This is a genomic window from Streptomyces sp. NPDC051172 (assembly GCF_040682555.1).
Lineage (GTDB): Bacteria > Actinomycetota > Actinomycetes > Streptomycetales > Streptomycetaceae > Streptomyces.
On sequence record NZ_JBFBBE010000018.1, the window covers coordinates 116,398 to 134,649 of the forward strand.

Below are 18,252 nucleotides of genomic sequence, written 5' to 3' on the forward strand. Positions count from 1 at the left end.
TCGTACTCAGTCCAGGACCGGCAAAAGTTCCGGCAAGTGCCCGTCCGAGACCGCCGCCGCCCGCTGCCGCTCCTGAGGCACCTCGCCGTACAGCGTCGTCCGCGGCTTCGCCGGACGGCCGGCCGCGTCCGCCACCGCGATCAGGTCCTTGACCGACTTGTACGAGCCGTAGGAGGAGCCCGCCATGCGGGAGATCGTCTCCTCCATGAGGGTGCCGCCCAGGTCGTTGGCCCCGGAGCGGAGCATTTCCGCCGCGCCCTCCGTGCCCAGCTTCACCCAGCTGGTCTGGATGTTGGGGATGTACGGGTGCAGCAGCAGGCGCGCCATCGCCGTCACCGCGCGGTTGTCCCTCGTCGTCGGGCCGGGGCGGGCGATGCCCGCCAGGTACACGGGCGCATTGGTGTGGATGAAGGGGAGTGTCACGAACTCCGTGAAGCCACCGGTCTGCTGCTGGATGCGGGACAGGGTCCGCAGATGGCCGAGCCAGTGACGCGGCTGGTCCACATGCCCGTACATCATCGTCGACGAGGACCGGATGCCCAGCTCGTGCGCGGTCGTGACGACCTCGATCCAGGTCGCCGTCGGCAGCTTGCCCTTGGTCAGGATCCAGCGGACCTCGTCGTCGAGGATCTCGGCGGCCGTGCCGGGGATGGTGTCCAGGCCTGCCTCCTTGGCCGCGCTCAGCCACTCCCGAATGGACATGCCGGTGCGGGTGGCGCCGTTGACGACCTCCATGGGCGAGAAGGCGTGGACGTGCATTCCGGGGACGCGAGACTTCACCGCCTTCGCGATGTCGAAGTACGCCGTCCCGGGCAGGTCGGGATGGATGCCGCCCTGCATGCAGACCTCCACCGCGCCCACGTCCCAGGCCTGCTGGGCGCGGTCCGCAACCTGCTCCAGGGAGAGCGTGTAGGCGTCGGCGTCCGTCCTGCGCTGCGCGAACGCGCAGAAGCGGCAGCCCGTATAGCAGACGTTGGTGAAGTTGATGTTGCGGGTGACGATGTACGTCACGTCGTCGCCGACGGCCGACCTCCGCACGTCGTCCGCGATGCGCGTGAGGGCGTCCAGTGCGGGACCGTCGGCGTGCAGGAGGGCGAGGGCCTCCGCGTCCGTGAGGCGCGTCGGGTCGTCGGCCGCCGTCGCCAGGGCCGCCCTTACGTCGGTGTCGATGCGCTCCGGCAGCATGCCGGGGGCGGCCGCCTCGCGCAGGGCCGCCCAGTCGCCGTACACCTCGTCGAAGTCGTCGCGGCGGTCGGACGTACGGCCCTCGGTGTCGATGGACGAGTGCAGGTCCGTGCGGCCCGAGGCGACGAACGCCTCCTCCGGTTCCTGCCACGCAAGCCCCTCGGGAAGCGCCTCGGAGCGCGCGAGGCCCGTCTCCGGGTCGGCCAGGGCGCGGACGTGCGGGCGCAGCCGCGGGTCCAGCCAGGGCTCGCCGCGCTGCACGAACTCCGGGTAGACGCAGAGGCGTTCACGCAGTTCGAAACCGGCGGCGTGGGAGCGCTCGGTGAGTTCCTCGATCTGCGGCCAGGGGCGTTCCGGGTTCACGTGGTCGATCGTCAGGGGGGACACTCCGCCCCAGTCGTCGATGCCGGCGCCGATCAGCCGCTCGTACTCGGAGTCGACCAGGTTGGGCGGGGCCTGGAGGTTGGCGGCCGGGCCCATGATGTGGCGGGCGACGGCCACCGTCGCGACCAGTTCGTCCAGCTCCGCGTCCGGCATGCCGCGCATCGCGGTGTCCGGCTTGGCGCGGAAGTTCTGGATGATCAGCTCCTGGATGGAGTGGTGGGCGCGGGAGATCCTGCGGAGCGCGAAGAGGGACTCCGCGCGCTCCTCGTACGTCTCTCCGATGCCGATCAGCAGGCCGGACGTGAAGGGGACCGAGGAGCGGCCCGCGTCCTCCAGTACTCGCAGCCGTACGGCGGGTTCCTTGTCCGGGGAGCCGTGGTGCGGGCCGCCCGGTTCGGACCACAGGCGGGTCGCGGTCGTCTCCAGCATCATGCCCATGGAGGGGGCCACGGGCTTGAGCCGCTGGAAGTCCGTCCAGGACATCACACCGGGGTTGAGGTGGGGCAGCAGGCCCGTCTCCTCCAGGATGCGGATGGAGATGGCGCGGACGTAGGCGATGGTGTCGTCGTAGCCGTGCGCGTCGAGCCACTCGCGCGCCTCGGGCCAGCGGTCCTCGGGCTTGTCGCCCAGGGTGATCAGGGCTTCCTTGCAGCCGAGGGCCGCACCCTTGCGGGCGATGTCGAGGACCTCGTCCGGGGACATGAACATGCCGTGGCCGGCGCGGCGGAGCTTGCCGGGGACGGTGACGAAGGTGCAGTAGTGGCACTTGTCCCGGCACAGCCGGGTGAGGGGGATGAAGACGCTCTTCGAGTACGTGATGACACCGGGCCGGCCGGCCGCGTCGAGGCCTGCGTCACGGACGCGGGCGGCGGACGCGGCGAGGTCGGTCAGGGCCTCGCCGCGGGCCTGGAGGAGGACGGCTGCCTCGGTGACGTCCAGGGCGACGCCGTCACGAGCACGTTTGAGAGCGCGACGCATGGAGTTGTCGGTGGGGCCGGTTCCGGTCGCGGATGTCGTCATTCCTTGAGCATACGTTCGAGATCTGCGGGGTCGGGGGCGGTGCGGCGCCTTGCCGGGTGCAGGTGCGTTGCGGCTGGTCGCGCCCACACGGCGGAGCCGCATGTCGGTACAGCTCCGCGCCGCTGAAGAATGGGCGGCTGCCCTTCACCGGGCTTACAAGTACTCGGCGATGTCGTCCAGGGCCCGCAGCACCTCCGCCTCCCCCGCCGGCGGCAGCTGTACGACGACCTCCTCGATGCCCAGTTCGGCGTAGTGCGCGAGCTTGCCCGGGGTCGGGAAGACCGCGTACGGAACGACCTGCAGCGCCGACGGGTCGCGGCCCGCGTCCGCCCAGGCGGCCCGCAGCACCGGCAGCGACTCCGTCAGCCCGCGGCCGCCGATCGGGAGCCAGCCGTCGGCGTACTCGCAGATGTGGGAGAAGAGCTTGGGACCGGCGGCTCCGCCGACGAGGGTGCGCGGGCCGACGACCGGGCCGCGCGGCTTCTGCACCGGCTTGGGATGTGCGTACGAAGCCCGTACCCTCCCGAACTCGCCTTCGTACGCAGTGGGTTCGTCACTCCACAGCGCCCGCATCAACGCCATCCGGTCCCGCACCAGCTCCCGCCGCGTACGCCACTCGACCCCGTGGTCGGCGGCCTCCTCGACGTTCCAGCCGAAGCCGAGGCCGAGGGTGAAGCGGCCGCCGGAGAGGTGGTCGAGGGTCGCGATCTGCTTGGCGAGGTCGATCGGGTCGTGCTGGGCCACCAGCGTGATGCCGGTGCCCAGGCCGAGCCGCTCGGTCACCGCGGCCGCCTGGCCGAGCGCGACGAAGGGGTCGAGGGTGCGGCCGTACTCGGGCGGCAGCTCACCGCCCGCCGGGTACGGGGTCACACGCTCCACCGGGATGTGCGTGTGCTCGGGCAGATACAGACCCGCGAAACCCCGCTGCTCCAGCTCACGGGCGAGCCGGACCGGCGCGATGGTCTCGTCGGTGAGGAAGATTGTCACGGCGATTCGCATGGGTCATCTGTACCGGGTACGGCCCCCCATGTCCATACCGACCAGTCGGTAGATGTCTGTGACGTTCACAGGCGCTGCGGGCATGGCATCGCACGAAGGGTCGGCCTACGTTGGAGGCGTGACGACGATCCGCGGCACCCTGCCTCCGGGCTCCCCGGACTATGCCTACGTACCCGTCGAAGTCCCCTCCGGCGTAAGCGAGTTGAGGGTCTCCTACACCTACGACCGCCCCGGCGTGCCGCCCGGCACCCCCGGCAACGCGCTCGACATCGGACTCTTCGACGAGCGCGGCACCGAGCTGGGCGGGGAGGGGTTCCGGGGGTGGTCGGGCGGGGCGCGTACGGAGTTCTTCGTACGGGCGGACGACGCGACGCCCGGATACCTCCCCGGTCCGATCCGCCCCGGCATCTGGCACGTCGTGCTCGGCCCGTACACGGTGGCCCCGCAAGGCCTGTCGTACGAGCTCACGGTCACGCTCACGCACGGGGAGGCGGGCGAGACACCCGAGCCTGTGTATCCGCCCGCGCGGGCGAAGGGCCGGGGACGCGCCTGGTACCGCGGCGACTGCCATCTCCACACCTGGTACTCCGACGGCCGCCGCACCCCGGCCGAGGTCGCGGCCCTCGCGCGGGCGGCCGGCCTGGACTTCATCAACTCCTCGGACCACAACACCCACTCCTCGCACCCGCACTGGGCCTCGGAGGCGGGCGACGACCTGCTGATCATGCTCGGCGAGGAGGTGACGACGAGAAACGGGCACGTTCTCGCGCTCGGCACCGATCCCGGCACCTTCGTCGACTGGCGCTACCGGGCCCGGGACCGTCGCTTCGGCCGCTTCGCCCACCGGATCCGCGAGGCGGGCGGCCTGGTTGTCCCGGCCCATCCGCACGGCACCTGCGTCGGCTGCGGCTGGAAGTTCGGCTTCGGGGAGGCGGACGCGGTCGAGGTGTGGAACGGGCCGTGGACACCGGACGACGAGGTGACGCTCGCGGAGTGGGACAACCAGCTGGTCACGTCCGTGCGCGAGGGGCGCGGGTGGCTGCCCGCCATGGGCAACAGCGACGCGCACCGCGATCCGGACACGGTGGGGCTGCCGCAGACGGTCGTCCTCGCCGAGGAGCTGAGCCGGGAGGCGATCCAGGAGGGGATCCGGGCCGGACGCTCCTACATCGCCGAGTCGAAGAACGTGTCGGTGTCCTTCACGGCCACCGGCGGCGAGAGCCGGCCCGCGGGCATCGGCGAGCGGCTGGAGGTCGACCGCGACGCCCCGGTCACCGTCCGCCTGGAGGCCTCGGGCGCCCCGCGCTGCACGATCCGCATCATCACCGACCAGGGCGTCCTGTTCACCAGCGACCCACTGCCGGTCGCAGGCTCCGGCACGGTGGAGTGGCGCACGACGGCGGAGTACGCGGCCTACGTTCGGGCGGAGTTGCGGCACGAGACGGCGGTGGGGCCGTTGCCGGGGGTGATGGCGGCGTTCACGAATCCGGTCTTTCTCGGCCGTTAGCCTCAGCCAGGCACCGAGGTGGTCGTGTCCCGGTACGGGCCGGGCTGGACGGGCACGGGTGCGGGCCGTCCAGCCCGGCGCGTTCGGGAGCGGAGGTCAGTGCCGGACGGTGGATGCCGTGCTGTAAGGAGCGGCGGAGTGCTGGGCCGCGTAGAGGAGGGCGGGTTCGATCTTCGGCCAGAAGTAGCTGTCCTGGCAGGAGTACGGCGGGGTGAAGCCGTCGCAGCCGGCGCCGTCGCTGTCGCCGATCTCGATGGTGAAGCTGGCGAGGCCGAGCTTGTCGTAGGTCCAGTCGTCGGTGCCGCCGGAGGCGTCGTACAGGATCTCGCCGGCCTGGCCGTACTGATAGCCGGTCAGCGAGGCCATACGGGCGGCGAGGGCGCGCAGGGACGCGTCGTTGCCGGTGTGCACGGTGGAGTCGTACTCCCAGGGGAAGAGGACCATGCCGGCGTCGCTGTGCATGGTGATCATCATGCCCTTGGCGGTGGACGGCGCCGGGGCGGTGTCACCGGTGCCGGTGCGCACCGCGGGGTACAGCTCGCGGAACAGTTTCTCCAGGGAGGTGTTCTCCACCTCGGAGTCGGCCGCCGGGCCGCCGTAGGTCTGGTCGCAGGCGGCGCTGGAGGTGCCGGCGGTGTTCCAGTGGCTGCTGGTGTTGCGGTTGAGGTCGACGCCGATCTGGCTGTACGCGCTCACGCCGCACCGGCTGCCGTGGGAGCTGTCGGCGTTCTTGCGTTGCAGTACGGGGTTGTTGCCGCCCTGCGCGACCATGTCGACGCCGTCGGGGTTGGCGTCGGGCACCACCCACATCTCGGTGGTGTCCATCAGTTTGGTGATGGCCGAGTCCTTGCCGTAGCCGTTGATCAGCGCGTCTATCCAGCGATAGGACATCTCGCCGGTGGTCAGCTCGCGGGCGTGTATCTGGCTCATCAGGAAGAACCGCGGCTTGGTCGAGTTCGGGCTGAGCGCGCAGTCGTTCGTCTGGAGTTTGGTGATGCAGATCGCCTTCAGGTCGCGACCGCCGTTCCCCTTCTGCTTCAGCCAGGACTGACCGTACGTCACTTCCTCTGCCAGATCGGGGTGTTGGGAGACGGTCTGATCCATGTGCGCGTACTGAGCGGTTACGGTGTGGTATCCGCCGTCGTAGGTGTCGCCGACGGCGGCGGGGTGCCGGGGGGCGGTGGCGGAGGGGACCGTCTCCGTCAGCCTGGTCTCGATCGCCGGGGCGAAGCCGAGCCGCCGCAGCGCGGTCGCGGTCGACGCGGTTCCGGAGACGAACAGGTTGTCGCCCTGACGGCGTTCCAGAAGGTCGTATCCGGCGTCGGCGAGCCGTTCCGCGTCCCGGAGGGGGTGGCGCGTCGGTACGCGGTAGATGACGACGGTGCGGGTGGCGGCACGGTCGGCGGTGACGTGCGCAGTGGTTCTGGCCTGCGCGGTCTGCGGCAGGAGGAGGGCGGCGCCGACCAGGACGGCGCCGGAGGCCAGGCCTGCCAGGCGTTTGTGTGCCATGGAGTGACCCTTCGTGGGGGATGAGGTGGGCCCAATGTGACATGTCCATGGCGTTATGGAAATGGCGCGTGACGTGCGGTTCCCCAGCGGGCGCCGCCACCACGGATTTCACGTCACGACGCGCGTCGGTCGACCCACTGCCTCGCCTCGGGGCAAGGTGAGGGACATTGAAGACCCCCGTCGCCGCCGGAGAACAGGAGCCTCGTCACCATGGCCCGCCCCCGCCACTCGGAGACCAAGTACCGCTACGTCACAGCCTTCCAGCGCCGCCTCAACGCCGTCATGCGCCGCCTCCCCCTCCAGACCCTCCTGGAGACCACAGGCCGCACCTCCGGCCTCCCCCGCCGCACCCCGGTCGGTGGCCGGCGGGTCGGTGACTCCTTCTGGCTGGTCTCCGAGTTCGGGGAGCGGTCCCAGTACGTCCGCAACATCAAGGCCGACCCGCGGGTAAGGGTCCGGCTGCGCGGCCGCTGGCACACCGGCACGGCACACCTGTTGCCGGACGACGACCCCATCGCCCGCCTGCGCGCCCTGCGTTCGCCGAACAGCGTGGCGGTGCGGGTGATCGGGGCCGGGTTGCTGACGGTGCGGGTGGATCTGGAGGACTGACGGACCGGCGCTCCCTCAAACGACCTTCGCGCGGAGCTCGTTGATGAGCTCGGCGACCGCCTCCGGCGCGCGCAGCGTCGGACCGCCCAGCCTGGCCTGGACGACCGCTGCCGTCGGCCCCGGGGCGTCACCCCGGCCAGACGATCGCCTGCACCTCGCTGTACGCGTGCAGGGCGTACACCCCGACGTCCCGCCCCACCCCGCTCTTCTTGAAGCCGCCGAACGGTGCCTCCATGTTGCGGCCCACCGTGTTGATCCCCACCCCGCCCGCCAGTAGCTGCCGGGCCACGCGGAAGGCTCGGGCCACGTCGCCCGACCAGACGTAGTCGATGAGGCCGTAGTCGGTGTCGTTCGCGAGGGCGATGCCCTCTTCCTCCTCCTCGAAGGGGATGACGGACACCACCGGGCCGAAGATCTCCTCACGGGCCACGCGCATGTCGTTCGTGCAGTCCGCGAGGAGGGTCGGTGCGACGTAGAAACCCTGGTCGGACGGCGGGCGTTCGCCGCCCGTCACCACCGCCGCGCCTTCCTTCCGGCCCAGCTCGACGTACGACTCCACCCGGTCACGGTGGGCGGCCGAGATCACCGGGCCCACCACCGTGTCCGGCCGCCTCGGGTCGCCGACCTTCAACCGGCCTGCGTACGAAGCCAGTTGCCCGACCAGGCGGTCGTAGACGCCCCGCTGCGCCAGCACCCGTGTCGGTGCCGTGCAGATCTGGCCGCTGTAGAAGGAGAAGGTCGTCCCGATGCCGGCCACCGCGGAGCCCACATCCGCGTCGTCGAAGACGATCGCCGCGCCCTTGCCGCCCAGCTCCATCAGCTGCCGCTTCACGGAACGGCCGCACACCTCACCGATCCGCTGCCCGACCGCCGTCGACCCGGTGAAGCTCACCATGTCGACGTCCGGGGACGCCACGGCCGCCTCGCCGACCTCCACCGCCCGCCCCGAGACCACGTTCACCACACCTGCCGGGACTCCCGCCGCCTCCAGTGCCTCCGCCATCCGGTAGACCGACAACGGATCCTGCGGGGCCGGCTTCACCACCACCGTGTTGCCCATGGCCAGGGCGGGGGCGATCTTGCCGGCCGGGTTGGCCCACGGGTTGTTGTACGAGGTGATGCAGGTGACGACGCCGACCGGCCGGCGGACGGCCAGCGCGCCCATCACGCCCGCCTTTCCCGCCCCCACTGCCTTGAGGGCGTGGGAGGTGCCCCCACCCGCCTCGTTGATCTGCGGCGGGATCGCCCACTCGGCGGGCTCCACGCGCGCGTACCGCCGGAACCGGGCCACGCCCACCCCGACCTGCATCGCCCGCGCCGTCCCCGTGGTCGCCCCGGTCTCCGCCTGCGCCAGCTCTGCGTACGGCAGGAACCGGCTCGCGATGACGTCCGCCGCGCGGCCGAGCACCGCCGCCCGTTCCTCGGGCGGCGTCCTCGACCACGGCCCGAAGGCCTCGCGGGCCGCGGCACAGGCCGCGTGCACCTGATCCCGCGAGGCCTCCGGAGCCCACCCGACGGTCTCCTCGGTCGCCGGGTCGACGACCTCGTAGTGGCCGCCGTCCGGCTCGACCCACCGGCCGCCGACGAACAGCCGCTGCCCGTCCGCCCCTTGGTTCACCTGGTGCTCACCGTCCGGGTGTCCCGCCCCGACCGCAGTACCTTCCCCGGCACCGCGCCGCTCACCACGTCGTCCCGGATCGCCTCGACCCCGTTGACCCACACGGCCCGCACCCCGATCGCCCTGGCGTCCAGCCGCGGACTGTCACCCGGCAGGTCGTGCACCAGGGTGGCCGTACCCGCGTCGATCCGCTCCGGGTCGAAGAGGACCAGATCCGCATGGAAGCCCTCCTCCACCCGGCCCCGCTCCCGCAGCCCGAAGAGCCGGGCCGGGTCGTCGGTCAGCATCTTCACCGCCTGCTCCAGACCGACCAGCTTGCGCCGGCGCAGACAGTCGCCCAGGAAGCGGGTGGTGTACGGGGCTCCGCACATGCGGTCCAGGTGCGCACCGGCGTCGGACCCGCCGAGCAGCACGTCCTCGTGCTGCCAGGTCTCGGCGCGCAGCGCCCAGGACGCGGGGTCGTTGTCGGTGGGCATGGGCCACAGGACCGTACGCAGTTCGTCGGCGGCGCAGATCTCGACGAGGCACTGGAACGGGTCCTGCCCCCGCTCCTGCGCAATCTCCTCGACGACCCTGCCCGTCAGCCCCTCGTTCGCCTCGCTGTACGTGTCCCCGATGACGTAGCGACCGAAGTTCGTGAGCCGCCGGAAGACACCGGCCTCCTTGGACGTGGCGTGCTTCAGCATCTGCGCGCGTACGTCCGGGTCGCGCAGCCGGGCGATCCGCTCCGCCACCGGCAGCCCGAGGATCGGACCCCAGCCCGGTATCAGGTTCAGCGCGCAGAAGGTGCCCAGTGACATGTTCATCGGCGTCAGGATCGGCATGGTCAGCGCGACCACCCTGCCGCCCGCCTTCCGTGCCTGCTCACTGGCGTACAGCTGCCGGGGCACGCGTTCGGGTACGGAGGCGTCGATGGTGAGGACGTTCCAGTTCAGCGGGCGTCCGGCCGCCGCGCTCATCTCCGCGAACAGGTCGATCTCCGCGTCGCTGAACTGGTCGAGACAGCCGGCGACGATCGCCTCGATCTGCGTGCCCTCGTGCTCGCCGACGGCACGCGAGAGCGCCAGCAGTTCCGCCGGCTTCGCATGCCGGGAGGCGACCGGCTTCCCGTCGCCGTCCGAGTGCGTGGACGACTGGGTGGTGGAGAACCCCCAGGCCCCGGCATCCATGGCCGCATGCAGCAACCGCACGATCTCCGCCAGCTGCTCCTGGCTGGGCTGCCCGCCGACCGCATCCGGCCCCATCACATACCGGCGCAGGGCACAGTGCCCGACCATGAACCCGGCATTGACGGCGATCCGCCCCTCCAGGGCGTCCAGATACTCACCGAAGGAGTTCCAGCTCCAGGGCGTCCCTTCTTCGAGCGCGACCAGCGACATGCCCTCCACTTTGGACATCATGCGGCGCGTGTAGTCGGCGTCGGCGGGACGGGCGGGGTTGAGCGGCGCGAGCGTGAACCCGCAGTTTCCGGCCGCCACGGTCGTCACACCGTGGTTGAGGGACGGGGTCGCATACGGATCCCAGAACAACTGCGCGTCGTAGTGCGTGTGCGGGTCGACGAAGCCGGGGGCGAGGACGAGCCCGGTGGCATCCTCACTGCTCCGGGCCTCCTCGGTGACAAGACCGATGACGGCAATACGCCCGTCGCGGATACCGACGTCGGCGACGTAAGCGGGCGCCCCGGTCCCGTCGACGACGGCCGCCCCGCGGATGACATGATCAAGCATGGAGTCTCCTTCTCAACTCCGGTGAGGGAACGCGCCCCAAAGGGGCGCGGGGAACTGCGCGACCAGCCCCCACAGGCCCGCACCCCGCAACGGCGATCAAGAAGCAGCCCGGAACCGGGAAGTCCGATGCACAGGATCGGTATCGATCTTCGGAATCACATGCTCCCCGATCAGCCGAATCGTCTGCAGCGTCTCCTCCTTCGGCACCCCCACCGGCAACCCGAAGCTCAGCTGATCCGCCCCCGCCTGCTCCCACCGCTTGCACTGCGTGAGCACCTCGTCCGGGTCCCCGCAGATCAGCAGCTCCTCCTCGATGAGGACTTCGACGAACTCGGGCGTGTACTCCGGCAGCGTCTCCGGCCACACCGGGAAGCCCTCGGGCCGCGGGAAGGTGTCGTGATACCGGAACACCAGCGACGGCAGGTAGTGCAGCCCGCCGTTGGTGGCGATCCGTATCGCCTCGTCGTGCGTGGGCGCACAGATGGCCGTCGTGGTGACCATCACGTTGTCGTTGACGAAGTCCCCGACCGGTTCGGCGTTCACGATCGCCGTCTTGTACTGCTCCAGCACCCACTCCATGTCGGAGACCTTCTGGATGCTGAACCCGAGCACCCCGAGGCCCTTGCGGGCGGCCATGGCGTACGAGGGCGGCGACCCGGCGGCGTACCACATCGCCGGATGCGACTTCCCGTACGGCTTCGGCAGGACCTTGCGCGGCGGCAGCTGCCAGTGCTTGCCCTGGAAGCCGGCGTACTCGTCCTGGAGCCACATCTTCGGGAACTCGGCGATCGTCTCCTCCCAGATCTCCTTGGTGTAGTTCATGTCGGTCACACCCGGTATGAACCCGAGGATCTCGTGCGAACCGGCGCCCCGCCCGCTGCCGAACTCGAAGCGGTTACCGGTGAGGTGGTCGAGCATGGCGACCTTCTCGGCGACCTTCACCGGGTGGTTGACCTGGGCCAGCGGGTTGAAGATGCCGGATCCCAGATGGATCCGCTCCGTCGCGTGCGTCAGGTAGCCCAGGAACACGTCGTTGGCGGAGAGGTGCGAGTACTCCTCCAGGAAGTGGTGCTCGGACGCCCAGGCGTACTTGAAGCCCGACTTGTCCGCCTGGATGACGTACTCGGTCTCCTCCATCAGTGCCTTGTGCTCGGCGAGCGGGTCGGTCTCGGCGCGCTTGCCCACGTATCCCTGTACAAAGAGCCCGAATTCCAAGGAGGTTCACCGTCCCCGGTTCTGAAAGTTTCTGACGCTCCGTCAGTTTTGGATGACTGTTGCACCGCCCGCACGGAGGGTCAATAGCTGACGAGTAGTCAGATGACGCTGACGCCCGCCAGCCACCCGCCGTCGATCACGAACGGCTGCCCGGTGATGTACGAGGAGTCGTCGGAGGTCAGGAACAGCGCGAGCCGCGCGACCTCCTCCGGCTTTCCGATCCGGCCGAGCGGCACGAGCTTGCGGTACAGCTCGTCCAGGGCGCGGCCCGTCTCCTCCGCGTCCGCCGTCGGGTCCAGCCGGGCCGGGTTGGACATGGCGGTGTCGATGGCGCCGGGGCACATGGCGTTGACGCGGATGCGCCGGTCGGCGAGTTCCAGGGCGGCGACGCGGGTGAGGCCGAGGACGGCGTGCTTGGTGGCGGCGTACGTGCCGACGGCCGCCATGCCGGTCACGGCGGTGTAGGAGGCGGTGTTGACGATCGTGCCGCCGTCCTCCATGACCGGCGCGACGGTCTTGATGCCGAGGAAGCAGCCGACCTGGTTGACCTGCACGACCTGCACGAACTCGTCGAGGGGGGTGTCGAGGAGAGAGTTGAAGCGCAGGATGCCGGCGTTGTTGACCAGGCCGTCGATCCGGCCGAGGGAGTTCTTCACGGTGCTGACGGCCGACCGCCACTGGTCCTCCTGGCTCACGTCCAGGTGGACGTAGCGGGCGCCCAGTTCCTTCGCGAGGGCGCCGCCCTGCTCGTCGAGGACGTCGGCCATCACGACCTCGGCCCCCTCCGCTCTGAACAGGCGGGCCTCCTGCTCGCCCTGTCCGCGCGCCGCCCCGGTGACGATCACGACGCGTCCGTCCAGTTTGCCCATGCCGTAACTCCTCAGAGAGTGGGCGCCACGTCGGCGCCGAAGGCCGCCATCTGGTCGGTGAGTTCGGTGCGGCTGCGGCTGCGGAACCGCACCTGGATCTGGTGCACGCCCATCGCGCGGTACGCCCGCAGGGACTCGGCGATCGCGTCCGGGGGGCCGGCGAGGGTGCGGCGGCCGACGTCCCAGGCGGGCGTGCCGAGGTGGAGCGGCTCGGTGATGGCGCCGATCGTGAACGGCCCGTCGAGGCCCGCGTCGTCCCGCAGCCGCCGTATCCGCTCGATCTGCGCGGGCAGCCGGTCCCGCGGGTCGCCCTGCGGCAGCCAGCCGTCCCCCTTGAGGGCGGCCCGGCGTACGGCGGCGGGGGACGATCCGCCGACCCACACCGGCACGCGCTCCTGGGCCGGTCGGGGCTGCTGCCCGAGCCCTTCGAAGTCGTAGAGCTTGCCGTGGTGTTCGGGGAACTCGTCCGGGCCGAGGGCGGCGCGCAGGGCGTCGATCGACTCGTCGAGCACCGGCCCGCGCCGCTCGAAGTCGACGCCGAGCACCTCGAACTCCTCCCGTACGTGACCGGCGCCGACGCCCAGGATCAGCCGGCCGCCCGCCAGCTGGTCGAGGGTGGCGTACTGCTTGGCCGTCAGCAGCGGATGCCGCAGACCCACGACGGCGACATGGCTGAGCAGCCGCACCCGTTCGGTCACGCCCGCCAGGAAGCCGAGGGTGGCGACGGGGTCGTACCAGACCGTGCTCATGGCGGGGGCCAGCCGGCGCGGGATGGCGACGTGGTCGCAGCTCGCGAGATAGCCGAAGCCGGCACGGTCGGCGCTGCGGGCGATCTCCACCAGGTCCTCGGGGCCGGCGCCGGCCTCCCAGCCCTCGGCGTAGATCGTGCTCTGGGACTGGACGGGCAGCTGCATCCCGTACGTCAGGGCACTCAACGCCAGAGTCCTTCAGGGGTCAGACCCAGCAGTTCGATGGCGTTCCCGCGCACGATCCGCTCCACCACCTCCGGGTCCAGATGGCCCATCTGCGCCTCGCCGACCTGCCTGGACTTCGGCCAGGTGGAGTCGGAGTGGGGGTAGTCGGTCTCGTAGAGGACGTTGCCGACGCCGATCGCGTCGAGGTTCTTCAGCCCGAAGGCGTCGTCGAAGAAGCAGCCGTGGACGTGCTCGGCGAAGAGTTCGGACGGCGGGCGGTGGACCTTGTCGGCGACGCCGCCCCAGCCGCGGTTCTCCTCCCAGACGACGTCGGCACGTTCGAGGATGTACGGGATCCAGCCGATCTGGCCCTCCGCGTACATGATCCTCAGGTTCGGGAAGCGTTCGAACTTGCCGCTCATCAGCCAGTCCACCATCGAGAAGCAGCAGTTGGCGAAGGTGATGGTGGAACCCACGGCGGGCGGGGCGTCCTTGGACGTGGACGGCATACGGCTGCTGGAGCCGATGTGCATGGCGATGACCGTGCCGGTCTCGTCGCAGGCGGCGAGGAAGGGGTCCCAGTCGTCGGAGTGGACGGACGGGAGGCCCAGGTGCGGGGGTATCTCGGAGAAGGCGACGGCACGGACCCCGCGGGCGGCGTTGCGCCGGACCTCCGCCGCCGCGAGTCCGGCGTCCCAGAGGGGGATGAGGGTGAGGGGTATGAGCCGTCCCTGCGCCTGCGGGCCGCACCATTCCTCCACCATCCAGTCGTTGTAGGCCTGGACGCACAGGAGAGCCAGTTCGTGGTCCTTCGCCTCGGTGAAGGTCTGGCCGCAGAAGCGCGGGAAGCTCGGGAAGCAGACGGAGGACTGGACGTGGTTGACGTCCATGTCGGCGAGGCGCTGCGGGACGTCGTACGAGCCCGGGCGCATCTGCTCGTAGGTGATGACCTCGAGTTTGATCTCGTCCCTGCTGTAGCCGACCGCGGTGTCGAGGCGGGTGAGGGGCCGCTGGAGGCTCTCGTACAGCCACCAGTCGCCGAGGGGGCCGTCGTCGCCGGGGGCGCCCATCACCGGGCGGAAGCGGCCGCCGAGGAAGGAGATCTCCTTCAGCGGCGCACGGACTATGCGGGGGCCGGTGTCGAGGTACTTCTTCGGCAGGCGGCTCTGCCAGACGTCGGCGGGCTCCACGGTGTGGTCGTCGACGGAGATGATCAGCGGGAAGTCCGGGAAGTCCTTCGTGGTCTCCATGGCGGTCACGGTAGCGCCGATCTGACGGTCCGTCAGCTATGCGGGAGCCATCAGCGGTTCCGGCGCGATTGCGAAGAGCAGGTGAGGGCCTTGTGATATCCCGCGCGCCTGTCCGTGCAAGCCCTCTCCCCGGCTGACGCATCCGCCATGAACAAGGCAAACTGACGTAGGCCGAGGGCCTGCTTGCCCACTGTGTCTAGGGAGACGGCGATGGACGGTGTACCGCGAGTGCCGGAACAGAGGCGGGCCGGCTCCTGCGCGGAGCCTGCCCCGCTGAGCTTCGGCGTGCTCGGTCCGGTACGAGCCCGACGCGGAACGGAGCAGCTGAGCACCGGCTCCCCGCAGCAACGTGCCCTGCTCGCCGCCCTGCTGCTGCGCGAGGGCCGCACGGCCACCGCGGGCGAGCTGATCGACGCCGTGTGGGGCGAGGAACCGCCCTCGCAGGCGCTCGCGGCGCTGCGGACGTACGCCTCGCGGCTGCGGAAGGTGCTGGACCCCGGGGTCCTGGTGAGCGAGTCCGGCGGGTACGCGGTGCGCGGACTGGCCGAGGGCGCCCTCGACCTGACCGTGGCGCAGGACCTGGCCACCGAGGCGGAGAAGGCGAAGAGCGCGGGGGACCTGTTCCAGGCCCGTGAGCTGCTCGGCCGCGCGCTGGCGCTGTGGGACGGGGAGGTGCTGGCCGGCGTGCCCGGCCCGTACGCGGAGGCACAGCGGGTCCGCCTGGAGGAGTGGCGGCTGCAACTCCTGGAGTCCCGTCTGGACATGGACCTGGAACAGGGCTGCCACGCGGAGGCCGTGTCGGAGCTGACCGCCCTCACCGCCGCCCACCCCCTGCGCGAGCGGCTGCGCGAACTGCTGATGCTGGCCCTGTACCGCAGCGGCCGCCAGGCGGAGGCGCTGGCTGTGTACGCGGACACCCGCCGCCTGCTGGCGGACGAGCTGGGCGTGGACCCGCGGCCGGGGCTGCGGGAGCTGCAGCAGCGGATCCTGCGGGCGGATCCGGGGCTCGCGGAGCCGCAGTCCCCGCAGGCCGAACCGGCCGCCGCCCCCGTCCGCCCGGCCCAACTGCCCGCCACCGTCCCCGACTTCACGGGCCGCGCGGCCTTCGTCCAGGAGCTCGGCGAGGTGCTGTCCTCGGCCGAGGGCCGGGTGATGGCGGTGTCGGCGGTGGCCGGCATCGGCGGCGTCGGCAAGACCACACTGGCCGTGCACGTCGCCCACCAGGCACGGACGGCCTTCCCGGACGGCCAGTTGTACGTCGACCTCCAGGGCGCGGGGGCACGGGCGGCGGAACCGGAGACGGTGCTCGGCTCGTTCCTGCGGGCCCTCGGTACGGCCGACTCGGCGATCCCGGACTCACTGGAGGAGCGGGCGGCGCTGTACCGGTCCGTCCTGGACGGCCGCCGGGTGCTGGTCCTGCTCGACAACGCACGGGACGCGGCGCAGGTACGGCCACTGCTGCCGGGCACGGAGGGCTGCGCGGCGCTGGTGACCTCGCGGGTGCGGATGGTCGATCTCGCCGGGGCCCATCTGGTGGATTTGGACGTGATGTCACCCGACGAGGCGCTGTCGCTGTTCACGAAGATCGTGGGCGAGGAACGGGTGGCGAGCGAGCGCGAGGCCGCCCTGGACGTGGTGGCGGCCTGCGGCTTCCTGCCGCTGGCGATCCGCATCGCCGCGTCCCGGCTGGCGGCCCGCCGCACCTGGACGGTCTCCGTGCTGGCCGCGAAGCTCGCGGACGAGCGCAGACGCCTGGACGAACTGCAGGCCGGCGACCTGGCGGTCAAGGCCACCTTCGAACTCGGCTACGGCGCGCTGGAGCCGGCCCAGGCACGGGCGTTCAGGCTGCTGGGCCTCGCGGACGGGCCGGACATCTCGCTGGCGGCGGCCGCGGCGGTGCTCGACCTGCCGGCGGAGGAGACGGAGGACCTGCTGGAGGCCCTCGTCGACACCTCGCTGCTGGAATCGGCGGCACCCGGCCGCTACCGGTACCACGATCTCGTACGCCTCTACGCGCGTGCATGCGCGGAGCGGGACGAGTGGCCGCCGAGCGTGGGGGCACCTCCCACGCCTTTCGGGCAGTGGGGGAGTGATGCGGCGATGTCGCGGCTGCTGGACTTCTATCTGGCCACCACGGCGGGCGTCTATCTGATCGAGCGGCCCGGTGACCGGCTGGTCGACCACCTGGCCGCCCCGGAGTACCAGGGGCTGACCTTCGCCGACCGGCACCAGGCGCAGGACTGGCTGTACTCGGAGGCGGTCTGCCTGCTGGCCTGCGTCCGCCAGTCCGCCGGCTCCGGCTCCCTGCGGCGAGCGGTCGACCTGCTGTGGGCCGCCGTGGACCTCGCGGAGTCCGGCACCAACTCCAAGGCCTACGAAGGGGTCGCCTCGGCCCTGCGTCAGGCCGCGCGGGAGGCCGGGGACACCCGGGCGGAGGCGCGGGCGCTGATCACGCTGGGGTACGCGCACAGCGTGACGGGCCGCTTCGACCTGGCGGACGAGGAGGCGGCCCTGGCCCATGAGCTGATCGGCGCCGCGCCCGATCCGCTGGCCGACTGCTGGGCGTCCAACATCCTCGGCGTGATCGCGCTCTACCAGAGCCGCCACGACGACGGCGAGACCCACATCAACCGGGCCATCGAGGGCTTCCGCGCCTGCGACGACCGGGCGGGCGAGGCGGCCGTGCTGTGCAACCTCTCCCGGATCCACCTGGCCACCGGGCGGACCGACAGCGCGGTGTCCCTGGCCCGGCAGGGCATGGAGATGTACGACGCCATGGGGCATGCGCTGAAGGGCGCCAACGGCCGTTACGCGCTGGGGCTCGCGCTCACCGAGCACGGCGAGCTGCCCGAGGCGGCCGCCCGCCTCCAGGAGGCCCTGACCGTGTTCCGGGACAGCCGCCAGCGGCTGTGGGAGGGCATGTCCCTGTTCCGGCTGGCCGAGGTCGACCTGGCCGCCGGGCGCCCGGCGCAGGCCGCGGCCAACGCCGAGAGCGCCCTCACCGTGCTGCGCGGCATCGGCGGCGACTGGCGCCGGGCGGGCGTCCTGGTCACCCTCGGCCACGGGCTGAGCGGCATCGGCCAGTCGGGGCGCGCGCAGGTCTGCTGGCGCGAGGCCCTGGAGCTGTTCGAGGCGCTCGGCGCCCCGGAGGCCGAGACCGTCCGCCCGCTCCTCACACCGCTGACGCTCGCCTGAGCGCTCCGCCGGTGCGACGGCAACCGGGGGCCGGGGGCGGGCGTTCATCGTTCGTTTATCGCCGACCGGCAGTCTCGTCCTGTCGTTCCGTCGCGTCGGGGGGCAGACGGGCCGACCTGGGCCGTTGCACTACGGTGAGCGGTCACGAAGCCGGCCCGGCGGTCCTCGGGGGGGGCCCCGGGGCCGCCCCCCCCACAAAAACACCCCCAAGGACAGGGGGGGCGTCTGGGTTTGGGTGGAGATAAAAACCC

12 protein-coding genes are annotated in these 18,252 nt (G+C 71.2%); 3 read left to right on the top strand and 9 right to left on the bottom strand.

Going from position 1 to position 18,252, the window contains the following annotated elements:
• Positions 1 to 6: 6 nt before the first annotated feature.
• Positions 7 to 2,589, bottom strand: coding sequence for a bifunctional FO biosynthesis protein CofGH (locus AB0N07_RS14125; RefSeq protein ID WP_365834619.1), 2,583 nt, complete (start codon positions 2,587 to 2,589; stop codon positions 7 to 9).
• Positions 2,590 to 2,742: 153 nt separating this feature from the next.
• Positions 2,743 to 3,588: an LLM class F420-dependent oxidoreductase gene (locus AB0N07_RS14130; protein ID WP_365834621.1), complete on the bottom strand. Its 846-nt coding sequence runs from the start codon at positions 3,586 to 3,588 to the stop codon at positions 2,743 to 2,745.
• Positions 3,589 to 3,640: 52 nt separating this feature from the next.
• Here AB0N07_RS14130 and AB0N07_RS14135 point away from each other — a divergent pair, with 52 nt between their 5' ends.
• Positions 3,641 to 5,095: a CehA/McbA family metallohydrolase gene (locus AB0N07_RS14135; RefSeq protein ID WP_365834623.1), complete on the top strand. Its 1,455-nt coding sequence runs from the start codon at positions 3,641 to 3,643 to the stop codon at positions 5,093 to 5,095.
• Positions 5,096 to 5,191: 96 nt separating this feature from the next.
• Here the strand turns inward: AB0N07_RS14135 and AB0N07_RS14140 are convergent, their stop codons facing one another.
• Positions 5,192 to 6,604, bottom strand: a complete 1,413-nt coding sequence (locus tag AB0N07_RS14140) for a M14 family zinc carboxypeptidase (RefSeq protein WP_365834625.1) — start codon at positions 6,602 to 6,604, stop codon at positions 5,192 to 5,194.
• 210 nt (positions 6,605 to 6,814) lie between these two features.
• Between AB0N07_RS14140 and AB0N07_RS14145 the strand changes: the two genes are divergently transcribed.
• Positions 6,815 to 7,213: a nitroreductase/quinone reductase family protein gene (locus AB0N07_RS14145; protein ID WP_365834627.1), complete on the top strand. Its 399-nt coding sequence runs from the start codon at positions 6,815 to 6,817 to the stop codon at positions 7,211 to 7,213.
• Between the two features lie 127 nt (positions 7,214 to 7,340).
• Here the strand turns inward: AB0N07_RS14145 and AB0N07_RS14150 are convergent, their stop codons facing one another.
• From AB0N07_RS14150 to AB0N07_RS14175, 6 genes are all read right to left on the bottom strand, one after another.
• Positions 7,341 to 8,831: an aldehyde dehydrogenase family protein gene (locus tag AB0N07_RS14150; RefSeq protein WP_365834629.1), complete on the bottom strand. Its 1,491-nt coding sequence runs from the start codon at positions 8,829 to 8,831 to the stop codon at positions 7,341 to 7,343.
• Positions 8,828 to 10,558: a D-aminoacylase gene (locus tag AB0N07_RS14155; RefSeq protein WP_365834631.1), complete on the bottom strand. Its 1,731-nt coding sequence runs from the start codon at positions 10,556 to 10,558 to the stop codon at positions 8,828 to 8,830. The genes AB0N07_RS14150 and AB0N07_RS14155 overlap by 4 nt, the downstream gene beginning before the upstream one ends.
• Before the next feature lie 96 nt (positions 10,559 to 10,654).
• A complete protein-coding gene (locus AB0N07_RS14160) occupies positions 10,655 to 11,773 on the bottom strand; it encodes an LLM class flavin-dependent oxidoreductase (protein ID WP_365834633.1) in 1,119 nt (372 codons plus the stop codon).
• Positions 11,774 to 11,871: 98 nt separating this feature from the next.
• Entirely contained in the window at positions 11,872 to 12,642 is a 771-nt protein-coding gene (locus AB0N07_RS14165) for an SDR family oxidoreductase (RefSeq protein ID WP_365834635.1), read from the bottom strand.
• Between the two features lie 11 nt (positions 12,643 to 12,653).
• Positions 12,654 to 13,556 (bottom strand): LLM class F420-dependent oxidoreductase, encoded by a 903-nt coding sequence (locus AB0N07_RS14170; protein WP_365834647.1) that lies wholly within the window; start codon positions 13,554 to 13,556, stop codon positions 12,654 to 12,656.
• A 17-nt stretch (positions 13,557 to 13,573) separates the two neighbouring features.
• The gene (locus tag AB0N07_RS14175; protein ID WP_365834637.1) at positions 13,574 to 14,806 is read right to left on the bottom strand and encodes an amidohydrolase family protein; all 1,233 of its coding nucleotides are present in this window, start codon (positions 14,804 to 14,806) and stop codon (positions 13,574 to 13,576) included.
• A 210-nt stretch (positions 14,807 to 15,016) separates the two neighbouring features.
• Between AB0N07_RS14175 and AB0N07_RS14180 the strand changes: the two genes are divergently transcribed.
• The gene (locus AB0N07_RS14180) at positions 15,017 to 18,001 is read left to right on the top strand and encodes a BTAD domain-containing putative transcriptional regulator (protein WP_365834639.1); all 2,985 of its coding nucleotides are present in this window, start codon (positions 15,017 to 15,019) and stop codon (positions 17,999 to 18,001) included.
• Positions 18,002 to 18,252: the final 251 nt, after the last annotated feature.